This window comes from Ureibacillus chungkukjangi, assembly GCF_003217295.1.
Taxonomy (GTDB): Bacteria; Bacillota; Bacilli; order Bacillales_A; family Planococcaceae; genus Ureibacillus; species Ureibacillus chungkukjangi.
Genome location: NZ_QJTJ01000007.1, coordinates 77,795 through 101,923 on the forward strand (window position 1 = coordinate 77,795; position 24,129 = coordinate 101,923).

Here is a 24,129-nt window from a genome sequence, read left to right on the forward strand (position 1 = left end):
TGTTCACTTACCTTCCTCTAGTTCATTTTCTTATTAAATACATTATACGAACAAATGTTCTATAATTCAACATTAAAAAGAGCATGTTTTGAATCTTACTCAAAACATGCTCTACTTCAATTACTTTTCACTTTCGAAAATATATTTCGTTCCTTCTATAACGGCATCCTGCTCTTTGGCTGCACCCGATATAACTACTTGTGAAATTTTATCACTATCAGCTGATTGTTTAAATGTAAATAAACAATTGGGTATATTTAATGTTTTAGAAGTGCCTCTCTCTTTGACATCTAAACCAAAAGCTATAGCCCATTCTGTTGCTATCGATAAATCCTTTACCTCGAACTCAATTTCTTTCAATTTAACATTACCAAGTGTATGCGGTTTAATCGCCCCTGACTCGACAAGATCGTTATAGCGAGCCTCATCCTCTCCGTCCCATTGAATGATAAATGGGAATTCAAGAGCTTGTCCTTCTTTACCAAAATGAAGAAGCTTCCAACTCAAAACTGACCCATCTGGACGCGTTCTCGAAAATTCTTCAGGTCCGTAAATGTCATAGCCTAAGGATTTAAGGCTTTCTGCATCCTTCTCGATAGAATTTGTTCTTAAAGCTAGTCGTACTACGCCATTTTGATAGTTTTTATTTTTATATGTTTCATGTAATGTGTATGGCTCAAGAGCAGATTTCTCAAACAAAGGTTCATCATAAATACCGATAAACTCAATATACGATAAGCCAAAATAACATAATGAATTATACGTTCCCCACATTTCATGCTTACCACCATTAACAGTATGCAAGCCAAGCTCACTTGTTGAAGCAACGAGCTGCTCAGGTCTTCCTACAAAATGAACAAGATGATCTAATAGATACACAGTCTCCCCCCTTGAATTCATGCATTACACTTTTCCACATAAAAAAGAACAGCTAAAATCCCGTTTGTTCGACTTTATTTATTCGTTAATATTTCTACCAGCATGTTTGCTGTTTTTTCTTTTCCTTCCACTTGTACTATTTCTCCATTTTTAGAAACAATAAAATGTGGCTCGTCCATCCCGTAGAGTGATTTTGAACTATTGGCAACCATAAATTCTGCCTTTGCTGAATCCATTCGCAATTTAGCACGACTAATCAAATAATCGATATCATCAGTCGCCTCTAGCTTAAAGCCTATTAAGGTTGTATCAGGTGACCATCCTTTAATCTGCCCTAATACTTTTGGAGCTTTTTTAAAATGAATGATTGGTGGCTCATCTGAAGGCATTTTACCCTTTTCCTCCATAAGATTTCCCTGTGTGTCATATACCTTATCAATAATCCAATCAGAGCCAGCTGCAGCCATTATGACAAAATCAACAAATTCCTTTTGGACGATTGATTGAATTTTGGAGCCCAGATCCTCAATTCCCTCAAATACTACTAATTGCATTTTGGATGCATTTTCTGGAAGCTTCGCAAAATAGCCATGTAGGTAAATCACCTCGGCACCAGCAGCTAAGGCAGCCTCTGCAAGAAAGCAGCCCATCGCCCCTTTAGACAAATTCGTATGGCCTCGCACATTATCCCATTTTTCCAATGTACCGCCACTTGTTATTAAAACCTTTTTACCATTTAATGTTTTCACTGTAATCACCTATTTTATCTCGATAAATTCATTATCACCATTATATATTAATAATTACAAATAAAGTTATCATTAAGATTAAAAAGTATAAAATCCCTCAAAATCTATTAATGCTAGTTTTCTTCTGAAACTGCAACAGTCCTAAATTAGTAAAATCCAAATCTATTAAATATACTTTTTTATGTCTATTTTCAATTCTCAAATCATATATTTAAATATATTTCCGATATTTCAAATAGTTTAAAATAAACTATTATTTCCCATCCAATTATAAAGCCGTTATTATTATAATTGGATAGTAATATCGAATTAGCTTATTCTATTAAACATTCAACTAGAATTATTGAGAAGGAAGTGTTGTTCATGATAGGACGAAATGACCCTTGCCTATGTGGAAGTGGGAAAAAATACAAAAAATGTTGTGAAGGAAAACAGCAGGTTACGACTGAACAAGTATTTTTAGACGAAATCGAAAGCGTACTTCAGACATTTTATAACGTCTATCCTGAGAAGAAAGATGTTAAAGATTACCTTGATATAGTCAGTGAATGGTCGCCAAAGCTGGAAACGCACTTACAACGCGAACTAATTGAAGCGGTAGCACTTGACGACTTTTTCTTCCATAAACGTATGGATATCTGGGAAAATTATATAAAGCGAACAATGAAGAAAATGCTCCGTCCAAAAATGGTTGAGTTATTGAATAGCTGGTACCGACCAAGTTTATTTATCGGTGAGGTTGTGGAAATTGAAGAAAAGTATTTTAAGGCTGTCCATGCTTTAACAAAGGAAGAGCTTTATATTCGTCGTGAATCAAATCGCGTAATTCCTGAGGGGATGCAAGTATTTTCTTTCTTACTTCCTGATGAATCTGATAAAGAAAATCATTTCTTAGCAGTATCAACTTTGATTTTCTTCCCAACAAATTACAAGCAAGCCTTTGAAAACTTTGCAAGTCAATTCGATGGTACAGGCTCAGTAGCTGAGTATCTACAAAAGAATCATTTGAATTTCTGGGTTGGTCTTGTAAATTCAGGCTACAGTGGTGAAGAGTATTCATCCTTTGAAATTGAGGTTGTTGATTTGGCGAAGCAATTCTTGGAGGAAAAATCTATAGAAGCGCCAGAATTACTTGTAAAGCTTGAGGATTACTTAGTTGAGAAAAAACCAAAAGCACGAAAACCAGCTGCAATCGCTGCAGGTGCAATCCGTTATGCTCAAGAAAATGATCTACTGAATGGAGTAACCTTCACAATTAAAGAAATTGCTGAAAGCTTTGGTGTTTCCTCTTCATCTCTAAACAAATACTATCAAGAGCTTTTAGAATATGATGCTGTTTTAGTTTAAAAATTTAACCCTCTCAATTGATCCTTTGAGAGGGCTTTTCTTGTTTTTACATAGAAAAAAAGAGGCACATGTGATAACATATGCCTCTTTTTTATCCCTACTTAATAGGGAGTAGAAGAATCTCTACTATGGTAACCAACCAAATATATTGTTAACCCTTATTGGGTTTTTCATTCATAAGAAAGCACTATTCCTCATACTTAATCGATTAAGCTTATGAGCGGTAGTACTTACAAAAAATATATTATCAAGAAGTAATGTTGAAATCAAATAAATATCAAAAAATGAATACTTTTTCTATAGCTTTTCACACAAATACTACATTCATCATTTTAAAACAAAATCTATTTATAGGTATTAAGCATTATAACTTTACCTTTTTTCATATATTTTTAACAATTCTTGCCCTAGAAACTGTAACTGTTCCCCAACAGAACAATGTTCGATGCAAAATCTGTGTGCACCTGATTTACCTCGTTTTTTTCGTAAATCCCCTTTTATAGGACAGTCGTTGCAATAAGTGTCTGTCAATTCATCAATATCCTTGATTACTGTATTTTTATTCACAATACTCCCCCTTTACACGAGCATTCCCCTATTTTACTATTTCTATTTTTCATTTGTCAAAATGATCACCCTGTGGCTTGAAATACTTATTTTTTATTCAATAAGATATAATATGGTTAAATTGAAATAATTCATTCGAAAAAGTGGGGATCTTATTGTTAGAAGTTTATATTGATGGTGCAAGCGCTGGTAATCCAGGACCAAGTGGAATTGGGATATTTATAAAAGGTGAAGGTCATCACATTAAAATTAGTGAGTATATTGGAGAAACAAACAATCATATCGCTGAATTTATCGCTCTCAATCGTGCATTAGAAGAAGTAAACAAAATCGGTTCTTCTCTAATCTCGATGCGCTCTGATTCTAAAATCGTTGTTGCATCTATTGAAAAACAATATGTGAAAAACGAAGAATATAAGCCATACTTAGAAAAGGCACTTCAGCTGATTGAATCCAATGATATGTTTTTTATAAAATGGATACCAGATAGTCAAAACAAAGCTGCAGATGCTTTGGCAAGAGAGGCTATTCTAAAAGGAAAGTAACTTTTGCACTTCATCCTACCATCCGCTTTAAAATGTTATATTGGTATATGCTATGCAAATCACACCTAATTGTATAAGGCAAATAAAATGGAATGTCGTAAAGCATAAACAAAATTGGTTCTAACAGTTGTAGTCAATCATTAATGATACAAACATTTATAATGAAGTGTACTTTAAAAGTAAAAGACAGTAAATAAACTCTAAATTTCAAAGAGTTTATCTACTGTCTTATTTGTAAGTTAGGAAGAAATACCTTAGTTAGGTGCCACTCCACTGTGCAGCAACTAACTTATGATGGCCACCTTGCTGTTTCACTATATGGTCCAATTGTGGAAAAAGAAAAAATCCTGCGTATATAAAAACACAGGATTTCTAAATAATTTATTATAATCTAACGAGGTAGCATCTTCTTTTTATCTAATTTATAGCTGGCCATCAATGAATTATTTATGCTCTACATTTACTCGTTTAACAAAGAAAGCAAGAACCAAACCAATTAAAGCTACAATAATAGCAAAAGTAAATGATCTATGTAACCCTTCTGTAAATGCGATTAGAGGATTTAACGGGTTCACTGCGTCCACAGGATTGCTCAGATAAGCATTTGTTCCCGACGCTAATAATGAAATAGCAATCGCAGTACCAATTGCTCCAGATACTTGCTGTAACGTATTCATAATGGCTGTTCCATGTGGATACAGCTCAGGAGGCAATTGATTTAATCCATTTGTTTGAGCTGGCATCATTATCATGGAAACACCAATCATTAACACAATTAGTAGTCCAATAATGAAACCTTTTGAAGTCTCAATGTCAATTGTAGTGAAACCAATTAAAGCTGCCATAATTAATACAAATCCAGGAATAACTAGCCATTTAGGGCCAAATTTATCGAACAACCCACCCATAATTGGAGATAGCAAACCATTTATTATACCACCAGGCAGCAAAAGTAATCCTGCTGTAAAGGTACTAAGTGCAAGTACAGTCTGTAAGTAAAGTGGTAGTAGGATCATAGAAGAAAGCAAGATCATCATCACGATGACTAAAAGAATTAAACCAATTACAAACATTGGGTATTTAAATGCTCTTAAATCCATGATTGGATGCTTCATTGTTAACTGACGAATGGTAAATAGTAACAAGCCTAGAACACCAGCTACTAGAGCAATGATTACTTCAAGGCTTCCCCAGCCTCCACCTTCTCCAGCACTACTAAATCCATACACTATTCCTCCAAATCCTATAGTCGATAATAGAATAGATAGGATATCAATTTTTGGCTTTGTTGGTGTAGTAACATTCTGCATATAGTAACTACCAAATACAATGGCTACTCCTAACAACGGTAAAGAAATCCAGAAAATCCAGTGCCAGCTTAATGTTTTAAGAATCAGACCAGAGATAGTTGGTCCTATTGCTGGCGCAAAGCTGATAACCAGACCCATTAATCCCATGATCTTACCACGATTTTGCGGTGGAATTAGGACAAGAATTGTATTAAACATAAGAGGTAGTAAAAGTGCTGTCCCAACAGCCTGAACTACACGAGCAATCATTAGCACAGCAAAAGTAGGTGCGATGGCCGCTATGAACGTACCGATAATAGAAAAAATAAGAGAAGCTATAAATAACTGTCTAGTTGAAAACCATTGTAAAATCATACCAGATACCGGTACCAAAATACCCAGCGTTAACAGATAACCGGTTGTTAACCACTGTACGGTAGTTTCCTTTATTCCAAAATCAATAATAAGACTATTTAATGCCATATTTAACGCTGTTTCACTGAAAAGACCAACAAAACCGGCTATTAAGAAGGACACGATAATAGGTACAGTTCTTATATTATTCTTTTCAATGGTTGACCCATTGTTTGCGGATATATCTATGTTCATTTTTGTTTTTTCCCCTTTTATTGTTATAGAAATTTATAAAAGAAATACTAGTTTTTTAGAAATGTAGCGTCATAAACCGTAAGAACACTGAATCATTCCCATCAAAAAGAAGGCAAATTTGAAAGATGCTTAATCAAAATTGCCCTCCATTTTACGCCAACCATTCGCTTGGCAGGATTTTCATAATATAATTTTTGGGAATGCTTGTCAACACCATTGTTATAGTGTGTTCAACCCTTATTTTAGTTGCTTGAATTAATTCATCTGTGGCTTCATAAATTTAACAGCTAATTAGCGTTCTCCTTTTCCAAAAATAGAGCAAAGCACAAAGCAAATCTATGTATCCAATTTATAACATCCCTTAGAGTTTAACATAGATAAATGGGTTTTATGAAATATTCTAACTCTATTTCTGTGTGCTAGCTTAGATTAGTTGGCCCTTCTCAATTCAATATTCATAAATTCGCCAAGTCCTGTAATATTAAACATTCTCATTATTCGTTTAGATAGTAGTAATTTCAAACCAACCTTCTCTTTAATTAGTCTTTTATAGAGAGCAACAATTACTCCAAGACCACTACTATCCATATAAGTCACATTAGACAAATCTAGCTCTATTAACATGCCCTCTGTCAAAACAATCATTTCTAATTCATTTATTAATATAGGGGCTGTATGAATATCGATTTCACCTTCGATAAACCCTTTTAATATATTTTCAGCTTCATGACACTGTATACTTAGTCTCATAAATCCACCTCCATAATAGCTAATTTACTAATACCCCCTTTCGATAGAACTAAACCTTTTTAACTACTTTCGAACAATTCCAATAATACTAAACTCCCTTTTCACTTTATAATCCAACTGATTTCAATTTCAATCTTTCTAGTTTGGTGTTATTAAATACAATAAAAGCACTTTCCTTCTTTTCATGGAAAGTGCTTAAAAGCTCTATAAGATTAGTCAGATTTAATGGAGTAAATATAAATAGAACTCCCACAAAACAGGAAGTTCTATTAAAAAAATTAATTTGGTGATTCAATTGTGTTAGAAAGTTCTACCTTGTAAAGTAAAGCTCCGATTGCACCTGTAAATCCACAGTCGTTCAAGAATATGGGTGTATGCTTTTTTAAAATTGTATAGTTAGCAATAACCTGTTTTAAGTGCTCGTTATTTGTTAAGGTTGAGCCAATATAAATGATACTTTCACATCTTTTTTCTTCTGCAAATTGAATGCTCAAGGTCGTAATAACCTCACCGACTAAACCTTGAATCGTTGCTAAAAGGTCATTCGTTTCGTGTTTTTTCTCTTTAAGGATGTTAACGTTTCCAAAATTGCTTGCTGTTAAATGCCCTTCGATCGGCGGCTCCATCCCTTTAAATATATCCTTAACGAATAAATCAATTCCTTCTCGGCTTCCAATAGATGCGTTAGCAGTAATTTCATCAAAATCTGAAATTCCAGTTACAATCGTTGAAAGTCCTGTTAGTGTACCTCCACCGACGCCTGTTCCACCAACACGCATATGACTATCCCCATCCATGTAGTGAATGGATGTTCCTGTACCAATGTTCGTAATAACGGACTGTTCAATGTTATGGCCATTTTTCTCCAGCAAATACTTAACACCTTTAAAGGTAGCTTCAAACTCTACTAAATATTGAATTGACTTCATTGTTTTTAATACATCTAAAAGCTGTTTTGTTCGCCCACCTGTTAAACCGATTTCTTCTATATGTGGATGACCTTCAATCCAGGCCTTTACCTGTGAAAAATCATTTGAAGGAAATACAACAAAATCCATTTCATTTTGCTCATTTATATAAGCTATTTTAGTTAAAGTTCCCCCAGCATCAATACCTATTACATTTTGCATAACCGTTCTCCTTTGACCTGCAATAACTTGCAGAAACGCCCAATTCTTTGGATTGAAGCTGCAAGCTAATGCCTGTTAGTTCAACTGACCCTGCAAATAAAAGAATATCAATTTGCTTGGTAGCTGGACTGTATCCCTCACTAAACTTTAACTTTCTTTGATTTATCGTGCAATTATTTTATCTTAAAATATAATTAACTAATATACCAGAAGAATCATACCTCACGTATCCTTTAGTAAAGATTAGCTAATACTAAATATGTATCTCTTCTTTTTTAAAGAGAAGCCTTTTCTCGAATTCACTTACGATATGTGGTTCATATTTTTTTAGTAAAGTGTAAAGTTTATTTTCGTAAGATGGAATTGTTAGGCTATTCAAGGTGAATTCATTTACAGCTTCTTCTGTCTGTAAAATTTGCTGTAATGTCATGGCTTCTGTCTTAGGGAAAACTGCACGATGTAAACGGTTAATCTTTGATAGCTGTTTAAGACCACTTCGAGTAATAAGTACTTTGGTTTCGACATCAGCAATTATATTCTTTATAAAGACTTCTACCTCACTACTTGAATGTATAATAGTACGTTGCACTGTCTCAGTTACACCTTCAGTTATTTCACGTTGTTCTTCTATTGTTTCATAGGCTAATTGTTTATTAATCGATTGAACAGATTGAATGTTAACAGTACCAGCTGGAGTGATTTCACCTACAATATAAGTCAGGAATAAATCGTAAACTTCCTCCTGCTGTCTAAATTCGCTTAGAACAAGACCAAATTCGTTTGTTTGTTGTTTTTCAATTAACTGTTCCCCATTAATTTCTTTGAATATATTAAACAGACTTATAGCATCAGCTAATGCACGATGCTGTATATCTACTTCAATGTTATAAGTTTCTAATAATTTTAGTAGACTTGGCTGCTCTTTCTGTTTGTTTTCAATCATATATTTTTGCTGGAAATCTACGAAGGGATATAGGAAGCTTGTATCCAAGTCATATCGCACTAATTCGTCTTCTAGCACTTTACGGTCAAATTCACCAAAGGCAACTAAGATTGTATCTCCCGCACACCACTTCATAAAGTGTGGCATCACTTCTTTTATGGAGGGAGCTCTTAATAATTCTTCAGTTGAAATCCCTGTTAATTTTTGAATATGAGCATTTAATTTTCGAAATTTATATGGTTGAATAAGCTGCGAAAACTCTTCAGTTGTTCCATCTGGTAACCATTTTATGGCCCCGATTTCAATAATGTTCTGTTTACCACGTATCAATGTAGCCTCTACGTCGATAAATATGTATGTGTATTTACGCACCATCATTCCACCTTAACTGTTGAAACAGGTCTCTACCTGTCTTATTGTAAAAACTAAGAAGTCGCATTTAAATGTAATTTAAGAATAATTTACATTCTATTAATCTAATTGTAACATTACCGAAAAATAATGACATGTGTATGTCATAAAACACATTATATCACTCATTTTCAATAGAATATACACCCATAATCTGTCGATATATCCTTCTATCAATTCCTTAAGAGTTGAAATGGATTTATAAAAAGTTAGATTATCTATTTTTCATTTTAAGGAATTTAAGGTACCATTATATAGATGGATTTTATGAACGAAAGGAAATTCAAAATGTCTGATAAAGAACTCCAAAAAGATGCAATGCGAGTATTAAAAGAAACTAGCCGTACATTTTATATTCCGATTACATTCTTGCAAAAAGAGCTAAAGGCTGCAGTTGCTAATGCCTATTTAATGATGAGAGCTATCGATGAAATTGAAGATAACGAGCATCCTGAAGTTACAGGTGAGTTAAAGCATACGATTTTAAATGATGTAAGTGAGCTTTTAAAGGAAGAACAATTTAACGAACAAAAGTATTTTGAAATTATAAAACCTGTACAAGAATATTTAACAGAAGTTACATTACGTCTGGCAGATTGGATTGCCCTTCTTCCACCAGGTTCTGAAAAAATCGTTAAGACTTCTACAAGTGAGATGGCTGAAGGTATGGGGAAATGGGCGAAGAATGATTTCAAGGTCCATACAAAAGAAGATCTAGACGAGTACACTTACTATGTCGCTGGGTTAGTTGGGGTAATGCTGTCAGAGCTATGGGAATGGAATGCAGGCGTTAAAACTGATCGCGAGTTAGCTATTAGCTATGGTCGAGGACTTCAATTAGTAAATATTTTACGCAACCAGGAAGAGGATTACCGTGAACGTGGTGTAAGCTTTGTGCCAGAAGGCTGGACAAGGAATGACCTATTTGCTTATGCAGAGGAAAATTTAGAAAAAGCTGATTTATACATGAAGGATATTAATAAACGTACGATCATGCTATTCTGCCGACTACCTCTTGCTTTAGCACATAAGACATTAAAATCTCTAAAAGAAGGCAAAGAAAAAATGTCTCGTGCCGAGGTAGAAAAAACTGTAGAAGAAATTCAAGCAGACTAGATAGGAAATGGAGAGGTTTCTAATATACATGAGACCTCTCCATTCTTTCTGTTATGCAGTTGGTATTTCCTCTTTAAATACTTGCACATTGTTTCTACCACTTCTCTTAGCTTCATAAAGAGCATGGTCAGCATTTCTTAACGCTTCTTTAAACACCTCTCCCTGCTCTACAGGTGTAATTAGAATAGGAGAAATCCCAAAGCTGGCCGTTACTCTAATGTTATTGTTATCAATCCTTATAAGCGTTTCTGTGATACTAGTTCTAATTGTATTTGCTAATTCCATTGCATCTTTCGAATCTAGTGCAGGTAAAAGAATAATAAACTCTTCCCCCCCATAGCGGCCAATCGAATCCTCTGGTCGAATGCTAAATTTTACTAAATTGGCTATTTCGGATAAGACGATATCCCCCGCCTCATGTCCATATGTATCATTAATCATTTTAAAATGATCTATATCAAACATTATCAACGAAGCGTTTTTTTCTTTTTTTATAATCGATTCTAAAATGTTAACAGATTGTTCCATAAAAAATCTTCTATTGCAAACCTTTGTTAAACCATCATAATTTGCTAGTATTCTGAGCTGTTTCTGCATCTCTACTGTTTCAGTAATGTTGACAAAGGTAATAATATTGCTTATAGCAGTACCCTTTCTATTCACAACTTGTGAAAACCGCACTTGATAATGCTCGCTTTTATTTCCATCAATACGCTCATATTCGCACTCTTTCCCACGTGAAATAAGCTCGGCAAGCCTGACATGCTCTTGTGCAAGCGCCAGCTGAATACCCTTACCAATAGAAAAAGAATTGAATGATGGAATTATACGAAGGATTGCCCTATTAAAGTCGACGATACGGTCATTTTGATCTAAAACGATCACTCCCTCATGCATATTATCAAATACCCTTTCTCTTGCCATAGGTACGACATTAAACATTTTAAATGTAAAAAGTGCTATCCCATGAAGAATAAACGAGACACTCATAGAAACTGGCCCTAAATCTATTCCGTATGGACTCAAATTATTTAAATAAAAGGAATTTGCTAAAATGGGGACAAATAATCCTGCAACCATTGTTAAAAGCTGAATTCGAAACTGAAGTAGCGATTTTTTCAGCTGTAACAGCAAGACAATTATACTAATTGAAAGACATAAGAATAAATAAATAGAATGCAAATAGAAAAAGGGACCATATTCTAAATCAATAATTGGAAAAGGAGCTTCAACTAATAACCCAACAGTTACATAATATAAATGATGAAGTTCATTTGTATGATGCATAAAGGTAGTTATTAATGGGACGCCAAACAAAAGAAATACATGCCTTTGTCTTAGCTTAATGCCCACATACTCAAAGCACATCAATAATATAAAGCCCGGTATAAAAGGCATCACGATATACTCAATTCCAAGCCAAAACCTAATTTCCTTGAGCGTGGTACTTGTTAATTCAAAAGCGTAGGAAAAGGTGAATATAGCTGATAATAACGTAACAATTGTATAATGTCGGGCACCTGGTGCGTTTTTAAGCTTAAAATATGAAAAGATTGAAAAAAATAAGCTTAAAACACCTGCCAGGATTATTAGTAGTCTATAAAAATATAACTCATCGACCATTTATATTCTCCAAACTAGATAAAATCAATTTTCTTTTATTATATAACTCATTTCCAGAGGCTGACTAGTAATTTTTTCCTTATAAATATACCCTTCACATTATACTTTCTTCTTTAAAAATTCCTGCCTTTGCTCTTCCGGTACCATATTACCACCTGTTGACCAGATTAAGTGAGTAGCATTCTCCGGATTTACGATATTTTGCTCAAAATAGGACATGCCTTCGTTGAATAATGCGATTGGACCAAACACAGCTGCATGGGCTGACGGCTCCATAAAAATTTGCTCCTCTTCCCATATAGCTCTCATACTTTTAAACAAAAAGGAGTCTTCTACTGTATAACAGCCACTTAGAATTGGCTCCATCATCTTACCAACAAATTTAGAGGCTCTACCTACAGCAAGTCCATCTGCTTCTGTTTGATTTGTTAAACCTAGATCGGCTACTGAAATTTCGTCATGGAGGCCGGTCATCATCCCGAGCAGCATACATGGAGATTCAGTTGGTTCTCCAAAGAAAAGATGAACATTGTCCCCATAAATCTTCTTTAAACCATAAGAAACGCCTCCAGGACCTCCCCCTACACCACACGGCAAATAGACGAATAAAGGATGGTCGGCGTCGACGATTATATTTGCATCGTGTAACTGTTTTTTTAGTCTTAGAGCTGCTACTGCATAGCCTGCAAAAAGTGCCTTGGAATTTTCATCATCAATAAAATGGCACATCGGATTCAGCGCAGCTTGTTTTCTACCTTCTTCAACCGCTTTACTATAGTCAGATGAGTATTCAATTACTTCAACACCTTTTTCACGTAGCAGCTGTTTTTTCCATGCTTTTGCATCACTGGACATATGAACTGTTACTTGAAAGCCTAGCTTTGCCCCCATAATCCCTATACTTAACCCTAAATTCCCAGTTGAGCCGACTGCTAATTTATAGCGATTAAAAAATTGATGGAAGGAGTCTTCATTTAACCTTGCATAGTCATCCTGATAGTCGAGTAAGTTATTTTCAATCGCAAGCTCCTCTGCATACTTGAGCACTTCATAGATTCCGCCTCTAGCCTTTATAGAGCCTGAAATCGGTAAATCATGATCGCATTTCAGTAGCAGCTTACCGGCAAAATTCGAATTACATCTTGCTTCAATCCATTTACTCATCGCGGGTATCTCTCGGATATTAGATTCAATTATCCCTTTTGAAGCTACAGTCTCAGGAAAAGCTACTCTTATATAGGACGAAAAACGATTTAGTCTTTGCTCAGCCTCTAAGACTTCCTTAAAGCTAAACTCAGCTTCAAGAGCAGGATTCTTTCCCTTATTTTCGTTCAACCATAAAACAGTTTTTAATGATTGGAGATCTTCTAGTAAAGGGAATTCTTGAAGAAGTTTATTTACCGAAATATTTTCAGCCATTTTAATTCTCCGCCTTTGCTTTAGTTGATACTGCTTTTTCACAAATTTGTTGAAAGGATTTTTCAAAGGAAAGATTATTTTGTGCTGTACGTTTTTTAGGGCCCTTCGTACGTCCCCCAGCTCTTCGTATTTTGGCACTTTCATATCGAAAAGCAAGCAATTGGTCAATATTATCGGATGACATCTCTCTACCATTTTGATCGACAACAAATGCGCCTTTTGCTAAACACATCGCTGCAAGTCCATAGTCCTGTGTAATGACAATATCATATTTGTTAATCGCATTTACTAGCTTAAAATCAACTGAATCAGCCCCTTTAGGAACCATAACTGTTATTGCATTTTCTCTTTCAATTCGGTGTGATGTATCGCAAAACAAGGTTGATTTAATGTCGTACCCTCTTGAAATCGAAAGAGCTAAATCTATGACCGGACATGCATCTGCATCAATTAGTAATTGTAAAATAAATTTTTCCTCCTTTATAAAGGATTTTTTCTGCGTTTTGTTGAATGTCTTCATCTCTAATTTTAATAATGATTTTTGAAAAAGTCATTTATTTCATAATCAAATATAAAGTTTAGAATTTTCTATCAATGGATGTTCATTTTCAGATAAATATGATACAATTTATTTCGAATATCGGAATTAATGGAGGGAAAAGAATGCAAAAAAGAAGCGAAGTAAAAGTTGAAGAAACTTGGGATTTAACTCCTTTATTTGAATCAGAGCAGCTTTTTGAAGAAGCAATTGAAGCATTATTAACAAAAGCGAGTGACATCGAGCAAGAATTCAAAGGGAAAATTAAGAGTGCTCAGGATGCTGTTAATGTGATTACAGCCTATCAAACACTTTATGAAGCACTTATTCCTGTCGGCACGTATTCAAGCCTATCATTAAGTGAAGATCAAACAAATGATGAGTCGCAATTGCGTTCAGCAAAAGTTGGCCAAAACTTCTCAAAAATTAGTGCCCAGCTTTCATTTATTACAAGTGAACTACTGTTACTAGATGAAGCTGTTTTAACAGAAGCAAAAGGCCTAGCACCACAATTTGAGCACTACATCGATAACTTAATTAAAAAGAAGCCTTACCAATTGCATCCTGAGGCTGAAAAAGCATTAGCTGCTTTCGGTACGACTTTCGATGCCCCTTATGGACTTTATAACACTACAAAATTAGTAGATATTAAGTTTGATAATTTCGAAGTGAATGGCCAAAGCTTCCCTCTTAGCTATAACTCATTCGAGGGTGATTGGGAATTAGAAAGCGATACGGAGATCCGACGTGCCGCATTTGCTGCCTTCTCAAACAAACTACGTGACTATCAAAACACTACAGCTAAAACGTATGATACACATTTAAAAATTGAAAAAACAGATTCTGATCTACGTGGCTATGATTCTATTTTCGATTCCCTGCTATTTGACCAAGAGGTAGATCGCGAGCTTTATAATCGTCAAATCGATTTAATTACCAAAGAATTAGCTCCGCATATGCGTCGCTATGCTAAGCTTTTACAAAAAGAGCATGGCCTAGATAAAATAACTTTTGCTGATTTAAAGATTTCACTAGATCCAACTTATGAGCCAAAAATTTCAATTGAAGAATCTCGTAAGTATATGAACGATGGTTTATCAATCCTTGGTGAAGATTACCAAAACATGCTGGACCGTTCATTTGAAGAGCGTTGGATTGACTTCGCTCAAAACGAAGGAAAATCAACTGGTGCCTTTTGTTCTAGTCCCTATGGAAAGCATCCATATATCTTAATTTCTTGGACAAGCCGTATGAATGAAGTATTTGTACTTGCTCACGAATTAGGGCATGCGGGTCATTTCTATATAGCTCAAAAAGAGCAAAATATCTTTAACTCAAGACCATCTCTATACTTCATCGAAGCACCATCTACTATGAATGAGATGTTAATGGCGAATCACCTATTATCCAACTCGAGTGATGCACGCTTCAAGCGTTGGGTAATTTCAACAATTATCGCTCGTACTTATTACCATAACTTTGTTACACATTTGTTAGAGGCAGCTTACCAGCGTAAAGTCTATGAAATCATTGATGGCGGCGGAAGTGTAAATGCTTCTATCCTAAATAAGCTAAAACGCGAAGTATTAGAAGACTTCTGGGGTGACACTGTTGAAATCACAGAAGGTGCAGAGTTAACTTGGATGCGTCAGCCTCACTATTACATGGGCTTATATCCATATACGTATTCAGCTGGTTTAACAATCGCAACTCAAGTATCACAACGTATTCTTAACGAAGGCGAGCCAGCAGTACAGGATTGGCTTAAAGTTCTAAAGGCAGGCGGAACAAAATCTCCTGTTGAATTAGCTAAAATGGCTGGTGTAGATATTACAACAGAAAAACCATTAAAAGATACAATTGCTTATATTGGTTCATTAATCGACCAATTAGAGGCATTATCTGAAGAACTAGCAGTGGAAAATGTTTAATTTATAATTATGGAAAGGTGTCTCGACTAACTAGTTAAGACACCTTTTTTTGATCCATTTATAAAAAATAGGGCTATTACATTTTATTTTGATGGACTAGATTGGACGTATCAATTCTCCTCTAGCTTCTACTATTAAATCACAACTTCATCCTCCATCAATTGTGGATATAAATCTGAAACACCAGACTGAACCGCAGCATTCCCCACCGCTTTTGCTACTGCTAACGCTACCCTTTCATCCATCGCTTTTGGAATGATGTATTCTTCAGAAAGCTCTTGTTCAGATACGAGGGATGCGATTGCTTCTACAGCTGCCTGTTTCATCTCCTCGTTAATATCCGTAGCTCTTACCTCTAGCGCCCCTTTAAAGATTCCTGGGAAAGCTAATACATTATTTACTTGGTTTGGATAGTCTGAACGGCCAGTACCAATAATTCGTACACCCCATTTTTTCGCATTTTCATATGTGATTTCTGGATTTGGATTAGCTAAAGCAAACACGATTGGATCGCTGTTCATAGAGTCAATATGTTCTTTTGTTAACAGATTAGCTACAGATACACCGATGAACACATCTGCCCCTACAAGTGCCTCGCCTAGATCTCCTTGTAATTTGTTAGGGTTCGTTAAATGAGCAATATTTTCTTTATGAGGATTCATCCCTTTTTCTCTACCACTATATATAATGCCGGTTGAATCACACATCACAATATTTTTAAAACCACGTTGAAGCAGTATTCGTAGAATTGCTATTCCAGCTGCCCCTGCCCCATTAATGACAATTTTAGTGTTTTCATTGTCTTTCTTAACGATTTTTAACGCGTTTTGTAACCCTGCTCCTACTACAATTGCCGTCCCATGCTGATCATCATGAAATACAGGGATATTACATTCTCTACGTAAACGTTCCTCTATCTCAAAGCATCGTGGTGCAGAGATATCTTCTAGATTAATGGCACCAAATGCTGGTGAGATAATTTTTACTGTTCGAACAATTTCGTCGATATCCTTTGTGTCTAAACAAATAGGAACAGCATCTACATTACTAAATCGTTTTAATAATAAGGCTTTGCCTTCCATTACTGGAAGTGCTGCCTCAGGACCAATATCTCCTAAGCCTAATACTGCCGTACCATCAGTTACAACTGCAACAAGGTTCCCTTTAACCGTGTAATCATAGACATGAGAACGATTTTTTTCAATTTCTAGACAGGGTGCAGCAACTCCTGGTGAATAAGCTAAACTCAAATCATATGAGTCTACTAAGGAAACTTTTGAAACTATCTCCAATTTCCCTTTGTGCTGACCATGCATTTCAATCGATTTTTTCATTATATCCATAATACCCACCCTATCTGTTAGAATTTTCTAAAAACTTTATATTTCAGAATGATAGAGCTTTAATCCGTTAAAGTCAAATGGAAATATTGAATAAAACAGCTATAAAGTTAATAAAAACAGAAATTTTTATCATTTTTTATATTTCGAAATTATAATTTATATATCGTTATAATGAAGTGAAATTTTATTAGAATAGTATAAGATTCTAATTCAGTTTTTCAAATCGCTATTTACCTAAGTAAATTCATGTGAAGAACTACACGTATTGTTTTATTGAGGGTAATATGAAATATTTCACAATGTCATTTGCTCATTTTTTCACACACCATAAAAAATTTTTTTTAAAAAAAATGCTACATACATATATAATGTACATAGCATTCTTTCATTTTTTTCAACTTCGGTTAGTTCAATCTGTTGGTCTAAAAATTGGTATGGTACATAAACTTTAAATCGTTGCAGGATTTTGTTTAAAATAAATTAATCGGTTGCTTTATTTCATCGATAATTGATGTCACAATATGAATCGAATCCCATTCACCACTAGATAGCTTTGTTATTGGATATTTGCGAGGAAAAATAGTGTCATGAATTTGTTGTGGGGATAACCCCTCTTGATGATGTTCTATCACTTGCTGCTGAATATGGAGTAAATAATCTCTTTTATTTTCTAAGCTTTTTCTGCCATCCTTTATATACCCAGCATGACTGCAAAACATCTCATCAAATTCATAAGTTAAGAGATGCTCTATGGAACGAATTATCGTTGGAATACTTTCTTCTCTTAATACTACCTTCGTTTTTGTTTGAACATAGAGATCCCCAGAGAAAAGCTGTCCTGTTTCTTTATTAAGAAATGCTAGATGGTCTTTTGCATGGCCGGGCGTTTCGATTACATCCCAATCACCAGTACGTGAGGAGAAGCTTGAGCCTATTGTTTTAGCTTTAAACGGCTTTCTTTTTCCCCAAAACACTTTCCTATAAAGCGGATAATCAGGATTTCGCTCACAATCTTGTACTGACATGTCATGTATGAATATTGGTATCTCTCGTGTTTGCTGTAAAATGGATGCACAGCCAGAATGATCTTCATGAATATGTGTTAACACAACCTGGTCAATATCCGCTCCAAGCAAAAATGGTTCAAAATATTTACTAAGCGACTTAGAGCCCGTATCAATTAAAACACCGTCTATCATATAACAATAAACATTAAGAGATACCTTCCCCAACTTCACCATTCCGTTCGCATAGGTGACATTTTGATGACTCCCAAAATCTATAGATTTTTTTAGTAGCATATATTCCGCTCCTTTGAATGATGATTCATTCATTTTTTGATAGGAAAGAAACGTATAACTGTTACATTATACGTTTCTCTAATTGACTATTTAGGTTTGCCTACTTCAATCTCATACTGAGTAATCCAGTCACTATAACTTCCTACATAAAGCTTTAAATTCTCGTAGCCTGAATCAGCTAGAATTGCATATAAAGGAGATGCTGTTACACCTGAACCACAATACACAATAATTTCTTCATCTTTCTTCAATTCGGTAAGGAGTTGTTCATTCGCATGTAGCTGAGTACCCTGCTTTAGCTGTTCCCAATCGAAGTTCTTGGCTGTTGGGATATGTCCTGCTACTTTATCAATAGGCTCGTTTTCGCCACGATATCTTTCCGCTGAACGAGCGTCTAATAGAAGCCCTGTTTGAGCACCATCGACAATCCCTTTTACATCTGCTCGACTGGAATAGATTGATTCATTCCACTGTAATGTCAGATTGGTAGCTGGATAAGTTAGCTCTTCATCAGTGACAGTAAGTCCAGCTTGTTCTAACGCTTCTAATCCACCATTTACAATATAAACCTTTGGGAAGCCTGCATATTTTAACATCCACCAAGCACGAGCAGCAAAGGGCGCCCCACCCTGGTCATAAATATAAATATCATCCTCATAACTTAATCCGCAACGTTCAAATAACTGCTGTAGCTGTTCTTTTGAAGGCATTGGATGACGCCCTTCTGTTTTAGCCATATCAGATAAGTCTTTTTCTAAATCCCAAAAGACTGCACCTTGAATATGTCCATTCTGAAAGGCTTGTTTTCCCCAATCCCGATTCTGTAAATTAAAACGAGTATCAATGAAACGACCGGCCTTTACAGCTTCTGCTGCAACGAACACTTTCCCCATTTATTTTACCTCCGATTTTTGTAAATCATTGTAGATAGATTTCCACACCTCTAAGCGATTTACCTCTTCCAGAAGTAACTTTTCTGTTTCAATTTGTTTCAATGCTTGTTTTAATAAGTAGTTATTCAAGTTTTGAGATTCTTGTTCAACCAATTCCATGGCCCAGCCTGAAATCTTCTCTTTTTCTACATCAACATAGATTTGAGCATCTGGCTTTGTTAACTCTTCTAATGCTAGTTTAAGATTTTCTTTTTCATTTTTCTCAAAGAATGATTTTGTGTTTTTGAAATAAGATTTAACCGAAGCATATTTCTTTTCATCCTCGAATGGTCCTTTAAAGTCTAGTAGCTTTGGCTCTTCAGGCTCAAAGGTAATGAACGAGAAGCTTGGATTTAATTCTTTTAACGTACGCACCTCATCCTTAAAGCGCTCAACAATTTTCTTTTGGATAAATTGCGCTAAACGGAAATTCGTTACACGCAGTTCTTGTGCAAAGTCAAATCTTAATGCACTAACCGTTTCCTTTAAAGCTTGCTCAAGTGCAGCTTGAACCGGCATAGACGAGAAAGTTGATGGATTATAGTTTTCTCTAAAGAAATCCGGATAACGATAATAAACTCGCTGCATCACGTAGTAAAGAAGCTCATCCAATTCCTGCTTCATATCACTCTTTACCATGTTAGTTGACGTACTGCTATACGTTTTTTGAACATGCTGTTCTAAATCAGCCAACTCTTTTAAACGCTCGTCTTTACGTTTTAAATTCTCTTCCGTTTGATTTATCAAATCAGAAAGACGTGTATGTGTTTTCTCAACTTCTTCATGTAATGCTTGAACAGCTATTGCAGCAAGCTCTTCATTTAAGAAGTGGTGGAAGGATTTTTCAAAAGGCTCCATACCGGAATCCAATGAATTACCTTCTACCTTTTCACGTAACGCTAAGAGACTTGAAACCCCGAATAATTTTGGGAAACGAATACCAAATCGTTGTAATTCGGTTTTCACATAGTTTTTAACATCTTCTTCCTCATCAGGTGTCGATGCTAGGTCAATAGCATTTACGATAAAGAACATTTTGTCTAATTCAAACGCATCCTTGACACGACCTAACTGAATTAAAAATTCACGGTCGGCTTTGGCAAAGGCATGGTTATAATAAGTGATAAATAAAATCGCATCTGCATTTCGAATGTAATCGAAGGCAACCCCAGTATGACGGGCATTGATGGAATCAGCTCCTGGTGTATCAACTAATGTAACACCCATTCTTGTGATTGGGCTATCATAATAGAAATCAATATTATCGACAAAGCATGAGCGACTCTCTTCTGCTACAAATCGTTCAAACTCAGAACGTTCTACTCGAATTGTTTGCCCAAGCTGAGCTTCATAGGCTTTAAATCCTTGACTAAATGCACGGATAAAGGATTTATGAACATTTAAGCGTTCATCCTTTAATTGAACAGCCAGCCCCTCATCAGCACGTTCAAATGCTTCTTGTAGAGATTGAACTTTTAGACCAATTGCCTCATAAGAGTCTTTAATATCCTCTAATAACTGCTCTCTAGTTTTTAGTTGAACATCAGCCGTTTCATGTGGATGATCTTTTGTTACCGGGCGAATTTTATTAATAGCTGCTGTTGTTGGGTTTGGAGAGACTGGTAAAACGTTCGACCCCATTAATGCATTAGAGAAACTCGATTTCCCAGCACTGAATGCACCGAACAAAGCAATTGTAAAATCCTTTTGCTGCAGTCGCTCTACTTTTTTCTGTAAAAATTGTGCGACTTCTTCAAAGCCATCAACTTTCTTAACGGCATTAGCAGTACGAATCGCCGCTTCTATTATATCATCACCCTTTTGATGGTTAGTTGATACTTGTTGAATTTGGCTTGAATCTTCCTCTACTTCAGCTTCTTTTTTCACAAGCATAGACTCTTCAAATGGTCGAATTTCATTTAAAGCTTGCTCGAAATCGTCATGCCATTGTTCGAATTGCTGTTTAGCGCCTGAACGCGTATCCTTTGCAGCTGTAACGATTTCTTTTTCAGCACTCAATTTAAAGTGATTTAGCTTTTCAATCGATTGAATAGCATCCACTTTTTCTTTTAATACTTTTAGTTTTGCTTGAACAGGTGTGGATAAGCTTTGAGAAGCCTCATTTAATACAGTCTCCTGTTGATCCTTCCATTCATCTGTTGCTTCTATAAAGTAGCGTTTCGTAGCTTCAGCAACACGATTGGCAAAGTTTAATAAAGCATCTGCTGTTAGAAGTGCTCCCTGCTTTATTTGACCCTCTATTAAAGAAAAAGGCACATCAAATTGAAGCCCATCAATAACATTAGCTCGCTCGTCAGTTAAGACTCCAACCTCTTTCAAGGATTGCTTCATTAAATTCTTTAAGTGACCAATGATTTGGGATTGTAAAATTACTTTATATTGCTCAAAAACGTCTTCGATACGGCGTTTCTTTTCTTCCTCTGTTTTCTTTTTAGCAGAGAATAAACCTCCGACTTTAAAGCCTTCCTGTGTACTTTCAAGATATGCACGCAGTTTTTCACGGAAATCTGCTGGAATGATTGCCGCGTTATCCAACAATTCCTTGCGGCGCTCCTTGAAAGTATCATTCCAATTCTCATTTGAGAATAACTCGGTTTGTAGGTTTAGCTTTTCAAATTGCTCTAAGATATCCTGGCGATTTTCCCACTCTTCGGTGCTTAAAACATTTTCATAATCAGAAAGTAAGGTTTCTTTTTCTTCCTCTAAATAAGTAAGATGCTCATTTTGTAGCTTACGCAAAGTATTTTCAGCTGTAAGGATTAGCTGCTCCTGCCAATCGTTCATGGAATCCATCACAATTTTCTTCACTGTATCAAAGTCATTATGAGGGTGGTCAAAATCTCTTAGAGACGTGAAAAAGATTCCCTTTGGTTCAACACCCCATGCTGCAAAGGATTGCTGTACAGAGTTTTTAAATGCATCAAAGGATAGCTCATTATCTTTGTGCTTATCAATTTGGTTTACAATTAAGTATACGTTCGGATTGTATTTCATTAATTGCTTTGTAAATTGAAAGTTTAACTCTGATTGAACGTGGTTGTAATCCATCGTATAAAAAACGACATCAGCAATGTGAAGAGCTGATTCAGTAGACATCGCATGAGCATCATCTGTAGAATCAACACCAGGTGTATCCATTACTGTAACACCTAAAGGAAGCGAGGATCCACTGTGTCCAATTTCAATTTGGGACACAAGCTCACCATTTTTACTTAGCTCCTTTACCGTTTTAAAATCATAGCCAGCTTCAAACTTAACAGGCTTCTCATGATGCATATAAACAATGGCATAATCTTCTTCTGATTTATGCACCTTTACTATGTTTGCACTCGTTGGAATCGGACTTGCAGCTAAGATGTCCTCTCCAGATAATGCATTGATCATACTCGACTTACCTGCAGAGAAATGCCCAGCAAAGCCAATTACATATTCTTTTTGTAATAGTTTTCGAGCAAATAAATGAAGCTTCTCCATTCGTTCTGTATCTTCATTGTTTTTGTAAATTATGTATTGTATCGCAGATTGCTGTAATAATTCCTGTAATTTGTCTTCAAAAGAACCCATGCAACTAAATACCCCTTTGCCTCATTTTTGTCACAATTATATACTATTTTGATTAAATAATAAAATGAGAGAAAAAGAAAGCTTGTAGGAGAATATTTTTTTAATATATTAAAGAAAGATTTTGGAGAATCTAGGAGATTAGTGGATGAGAGTTGTTTCTTTAGGATTTAATAGTTTTCTTCACTACATAAGTACCAATACCAGCATATATTACGATTGTTGCCCCAACAAAAATATAAACCATTATCTCTCCTCCTATAATGAGAATCATTTTCATCCATTATAATGCATAATAAAAACCCCCACAACTTTTATGTGAACGGGTACATTGGTATAGGGTGGTATTATTTTACATGTACTAATGGACTAGTATCATGGTAAGATGGAAAAAAAGTTTAAAAAGGGGTGATTCTATGAAAAATTCACAGCATATACAAACCATCCTAAATGGTTCAATTAATTCTTTGAAAAGCATTCTTCCAATGGAATTAAATATTCAATCCCCTTCAGTCTTAACGGAACCCTTCATTCAAAAAGAAATGGGCGTTTTAATCGGACTAATAGGAGATATCAAGGGAAGAATTATCATCGACAGTACTGCATCCTCCTTCAGTGCCATTGGAGCGAAAATGTTTGGCATGCCTATTGAAGGTGAAATGCTTGAATCCTTTGCTGGAGAACTGGGCAATATGTTTGCTGGTAACCTGTGTACACATGTAGGACAACAAGCACTAAATGTCGATATTACTCCTCCAACTGTTATGGTGGGTAACACAAAACTTTTCGGTTTTGAGAAAGCTTTTAAACTACCGACAATTATCGACGAAGTGGGCACTCTTACAATTCTATTCACAATAGATGAAGAATAATCCTCCCTTACATAAGAAAACTAACCGAAAATTTTTGGTACATAATAAGGGCATACTTACAAGAACACGCTGATCTATATAGATCGGCGTGTTTTTTTGTTTGTTGAAAGCTACTGGTTAGGATATACTGCGATTCCCGTTTTAGGGTGTAATGATTCTGATTCTTGCAGTCTCCTCTACTCTCTCTAACTAATCATTTTTTTAAGCTATAGAGCCCCTAATAGGTATTTCATGAAAAAAATAGTAAAAACCG

19 protein-coding genes are annotated in these 24,129 nt (G+C 35.4%); 5 read left to right on the forward strand and 14 right to left on the reverse strand.

The genetic code is table 11. The features are described 5' to 3' along the window. Positions 1 to 120 precede the first annotated feature (120 nt). Together BJ095_RS07625 and BJ095_RS07630 are read right to left on the reverse strand one after the other, a co-directional pair. Complete coding sequence (locus BJ095_RS07625; protein WP_181417992.1) at positions 121 to 879, reverse strand: VOC family protein; 759 nt, start codon at positions 877 to 879, stop codon at positions 121 to 123. A gap of 74 nt (positions 880 to 953) precedes the next feature. After that, positions 954 to 1,628: a phosphopantothenoylcysteine decarboxylase domain-containing protein gene (locus BJ095_RS07630; protein WP_107934407.1), complete on the reverse strand. Its 675-nt coding sequence runs from the start codon at positions 1,626 to 1,628 to the stop codon at positions 954 to 956. A gap of 363 nt (positions 1,629 to 1,991) precedes the next feature. On the opposite strand from BJ095_RS07630, the gene BJ095_RS07635 reads away from it, so the two are divergent. Continuing rightward, entirely contained in the window at positions 1,992 to 2,975 is a 984-nt protein-coding gene (locus tag BJ095_RS07635; protein WP_107934406.1) for an SEC-C metal-binding domain-containing protein, read from the forward strand. Positions 2,976 to 3,347: 372 nt separating this feature from the next. On the opposite strand, the gene BJ095_RS07640 is transcribed toward BJ095_RS07635, so the two are convergent. Further along, positions 3,348 to 3,542, reverse strand: a complete 195-nt coding sequence (locus BJ095_RS07640) for a zinc-finger domain-containing protein (RefSeq protein ID WP_107934404.1) — start codon at positions 3,540 to 3,542, stop codon at positions 3,348 to 3,350. Between the two features lie 155 nt (positions 3,543 to 3,697). Here BJ095_RS07640 and BJ095_RS07645 point away from each other — a divergent pair, with 155 nt between their 5' ends. Beyond that, positions 3,698 to 4,087, forward strand: a complete 390-nt coding sequence (locus BJ095_RS07645; protein WP_107934402.1) for an RNase H family protein — start codon at positions 3,698 to 3,700, stop codon at positions 4,085 to 4,087. Positions 4,088 to 4,530: 443 nt separating this feature from the next. Here the strand turns inward: BJ095_RS07645 and BJ095_RS07650 are convergent, their stop codons facing one another. From BJ095_RS07650 to BJ095_RS07665, 4 genes are all read right to left on the reverse strand, one after another. Beyond that, entirely contained in the window at positions 4,531 to 5,985 is a 1,455-nt protein-coding gene (locus tag BJ095_RS07650) for a DHA2 family efflux MFS transporter permease subunit (protein WP_107934400.1), read from the reverse strand. A gap of 429 nt (positions 5,986 to 6,414) precedes the next feature. After that, on the reverse strand, positions 6,415 to 6,735 hold the full coding sequence (locus BJ095_RS07655; RefSeq protein ID WP_107934398.1) for an STAS domain-containing protein: 321 nt from the start codon (positions 6,733 to 6,735) through the stop codon (positions 6,415 to 6,417). A 278-nt stretch (positions 6,736 to 7,013) separates the two neighbouring features. Continuing rightward, positions 7,014 to 7,865 (reverse strand): type II pantothenate kinase, encoded by an 852-nt coding sequence (gene coaW / locus BJ095_RS07660; protein WP_107934396.1) that lies wholly within the window; start codon positions 7,863 to 7,865, stop codon positions 7,014 to 7,016. 253 nt (positions 7,866 to 8,118) lie between these two features. After that, on the reverse strand, positions 8,119 to 9,180 hold the full coding sequence (locus tag BJ095_RS07665) for a 3'-5' exonuclease (RefSeq protein ID WP_181417993.1): 1,062 nt from the start codon (positions 9,178 to 9,180) through the stop codon (positions 8,119 to 8,121). 327 nt (positions 9,181 to 9,507) lie between these two features. On the opposite strand from BJ095_RS07665, the gene BJ095_RS07670 reads away from it, so the two are divergent. Then, entirely contained in the window at positions 9,508 to 10,335 is an 828-nt protein-coding gene (locus tag BJ095_RS07670; RefSeq protein WP_107934392.1) for a squalene/phytoene synthase family protein, read from the forward strand. Between the two features lie 51 nt (positions 10,336 to 10,386). On the opposite strand, the gene BJ095_RS07675 is transcribed toward BJ095_RS07670, so the two are convergent. From BJ095_RS07675 to BJ095_RS07685, 3 genes are all read right to left on the reverse strand, one after another. After that, positions 10,387 to 11,958, reverse strand: a complete 1,572-nt coding sequence (locus BJ095_RS07675) for a histidine kinase N-terminal 7TM domain-containing diguanylate cyclase (RefSeq protein WP_107934390.1) — start codon at positions 11,956 to 11,958, stop codon at positions 10,387 to 10,389. 99 nt (positions 11,959 to 12,057) lie between these two features. Further along, on the reverse strand, positions 12,058 to 13,377 hold the full coding sequence (locus BJ095_RS07680; RefSeq protein WP_107934388.1) for a D-serine ammonia-lyase: 1,320 nt from the start codon (positions 13,375 to 13,377) through the stop codon (positions 12,058 to 12,060). Between the two features lies 1 nt (position 13,378). Further along, a complete protein-coding gene (locus BJ095_RS07685; protein WP_107934387.1) occupies positions 13,379 to 13,897 on the reverse strand; it encodes a YaiI/YqxD family protein in 519 nt (172 codons plus the stop codon). A gap of 143 nt (positions 13,898 to 14,040) precedes the next feature. Here BJ095_RS07685 and pepF point away from each other — a divergent pair, with 143 nt between their 5' ends. Beyond that, positions 14,041 to 15,846, forward strand: a complete 1,806-nt coding sequence (pepF, locus tag BJ095_RS07690; RefSeq protein WP_107934385.1) for an oligoendopeptidase F — start codon at positions 14,041 to 14,043, stop codon at positions 15,844 to 15,846. Positions 15,847 to 15,980: 134 nt separating this feature from the next. Here the strand turns inward: pepF and BJ095_RS07695 are convergent, their stop codons facing one another. The 4 genes from BJ095_RS07695 to BJ095_RS07710 form a co-directional block, all read right to left on the reverse strand. Then, complete coding sequence (locus BJ095_RS07695; RefSeq protein ID WP_107934383.1) at positions 15,981 to 17,189, reverse strand: NAD(P)-dependent malic enzyme; 1,209 nt, start codon at positions 17,187 to 17,189, stop codon at positions 15,981 to 15,983. A gap of 470 nt (positions 17,190 to 17,659) precedes the next feature. Then, entirely contained in the window at positions 17,660 to 18,490 is an 831-nt protein-coding gene (locus tag BJ095_RS07700; RefSeq protein ID WP_107934381.1) for an MBL fold metallo-hydrolase, read from the reverse strand. Positions 18,491 to 18,576: 86 nt separating this feature from the next. After that, a complete protein-coding gene (locus BJ095_RS07705) occupies positions 18,577 to 19,383 on the reverse strand; it encodes a sulfurtransferase (protein WP_107934379.1) in 807 nt (268 codons plus the stop codon). Continuing rightward, positions 19,384 to 23,007: a dynamin family protein gene (locus BJ095_RS07710; protein WP_107934377.1), complete on the reverse strand. Its 3,624-nt coding sequence runs from the start codon at positions 23,005 to 23,007 to the stop codon at positions 19,384 to 19,386. A gap of 413 nt (positions 23,008 to 23,420) precedes the next feature. Between BJ095_RS07710 and BJ095_RS07715 the strand changes: the two genes are divergently transcribed. Further along, the gene (locus tag BJ095_RS07715) at positions 23,421 to 23,876 is read left to right on the forward strand and encodes a chemotaxis protein CheX (RefSeq protein WP_107934375.1); all 456 of its coding nucleotides are present in this window, start codon (positions 23,421 to 23,423) and stop codon (positions 23,874 to 23,876) included. The last annotated feature ends 253 nt before the right edge of the window (positions 23,877 to 24,129 follow it).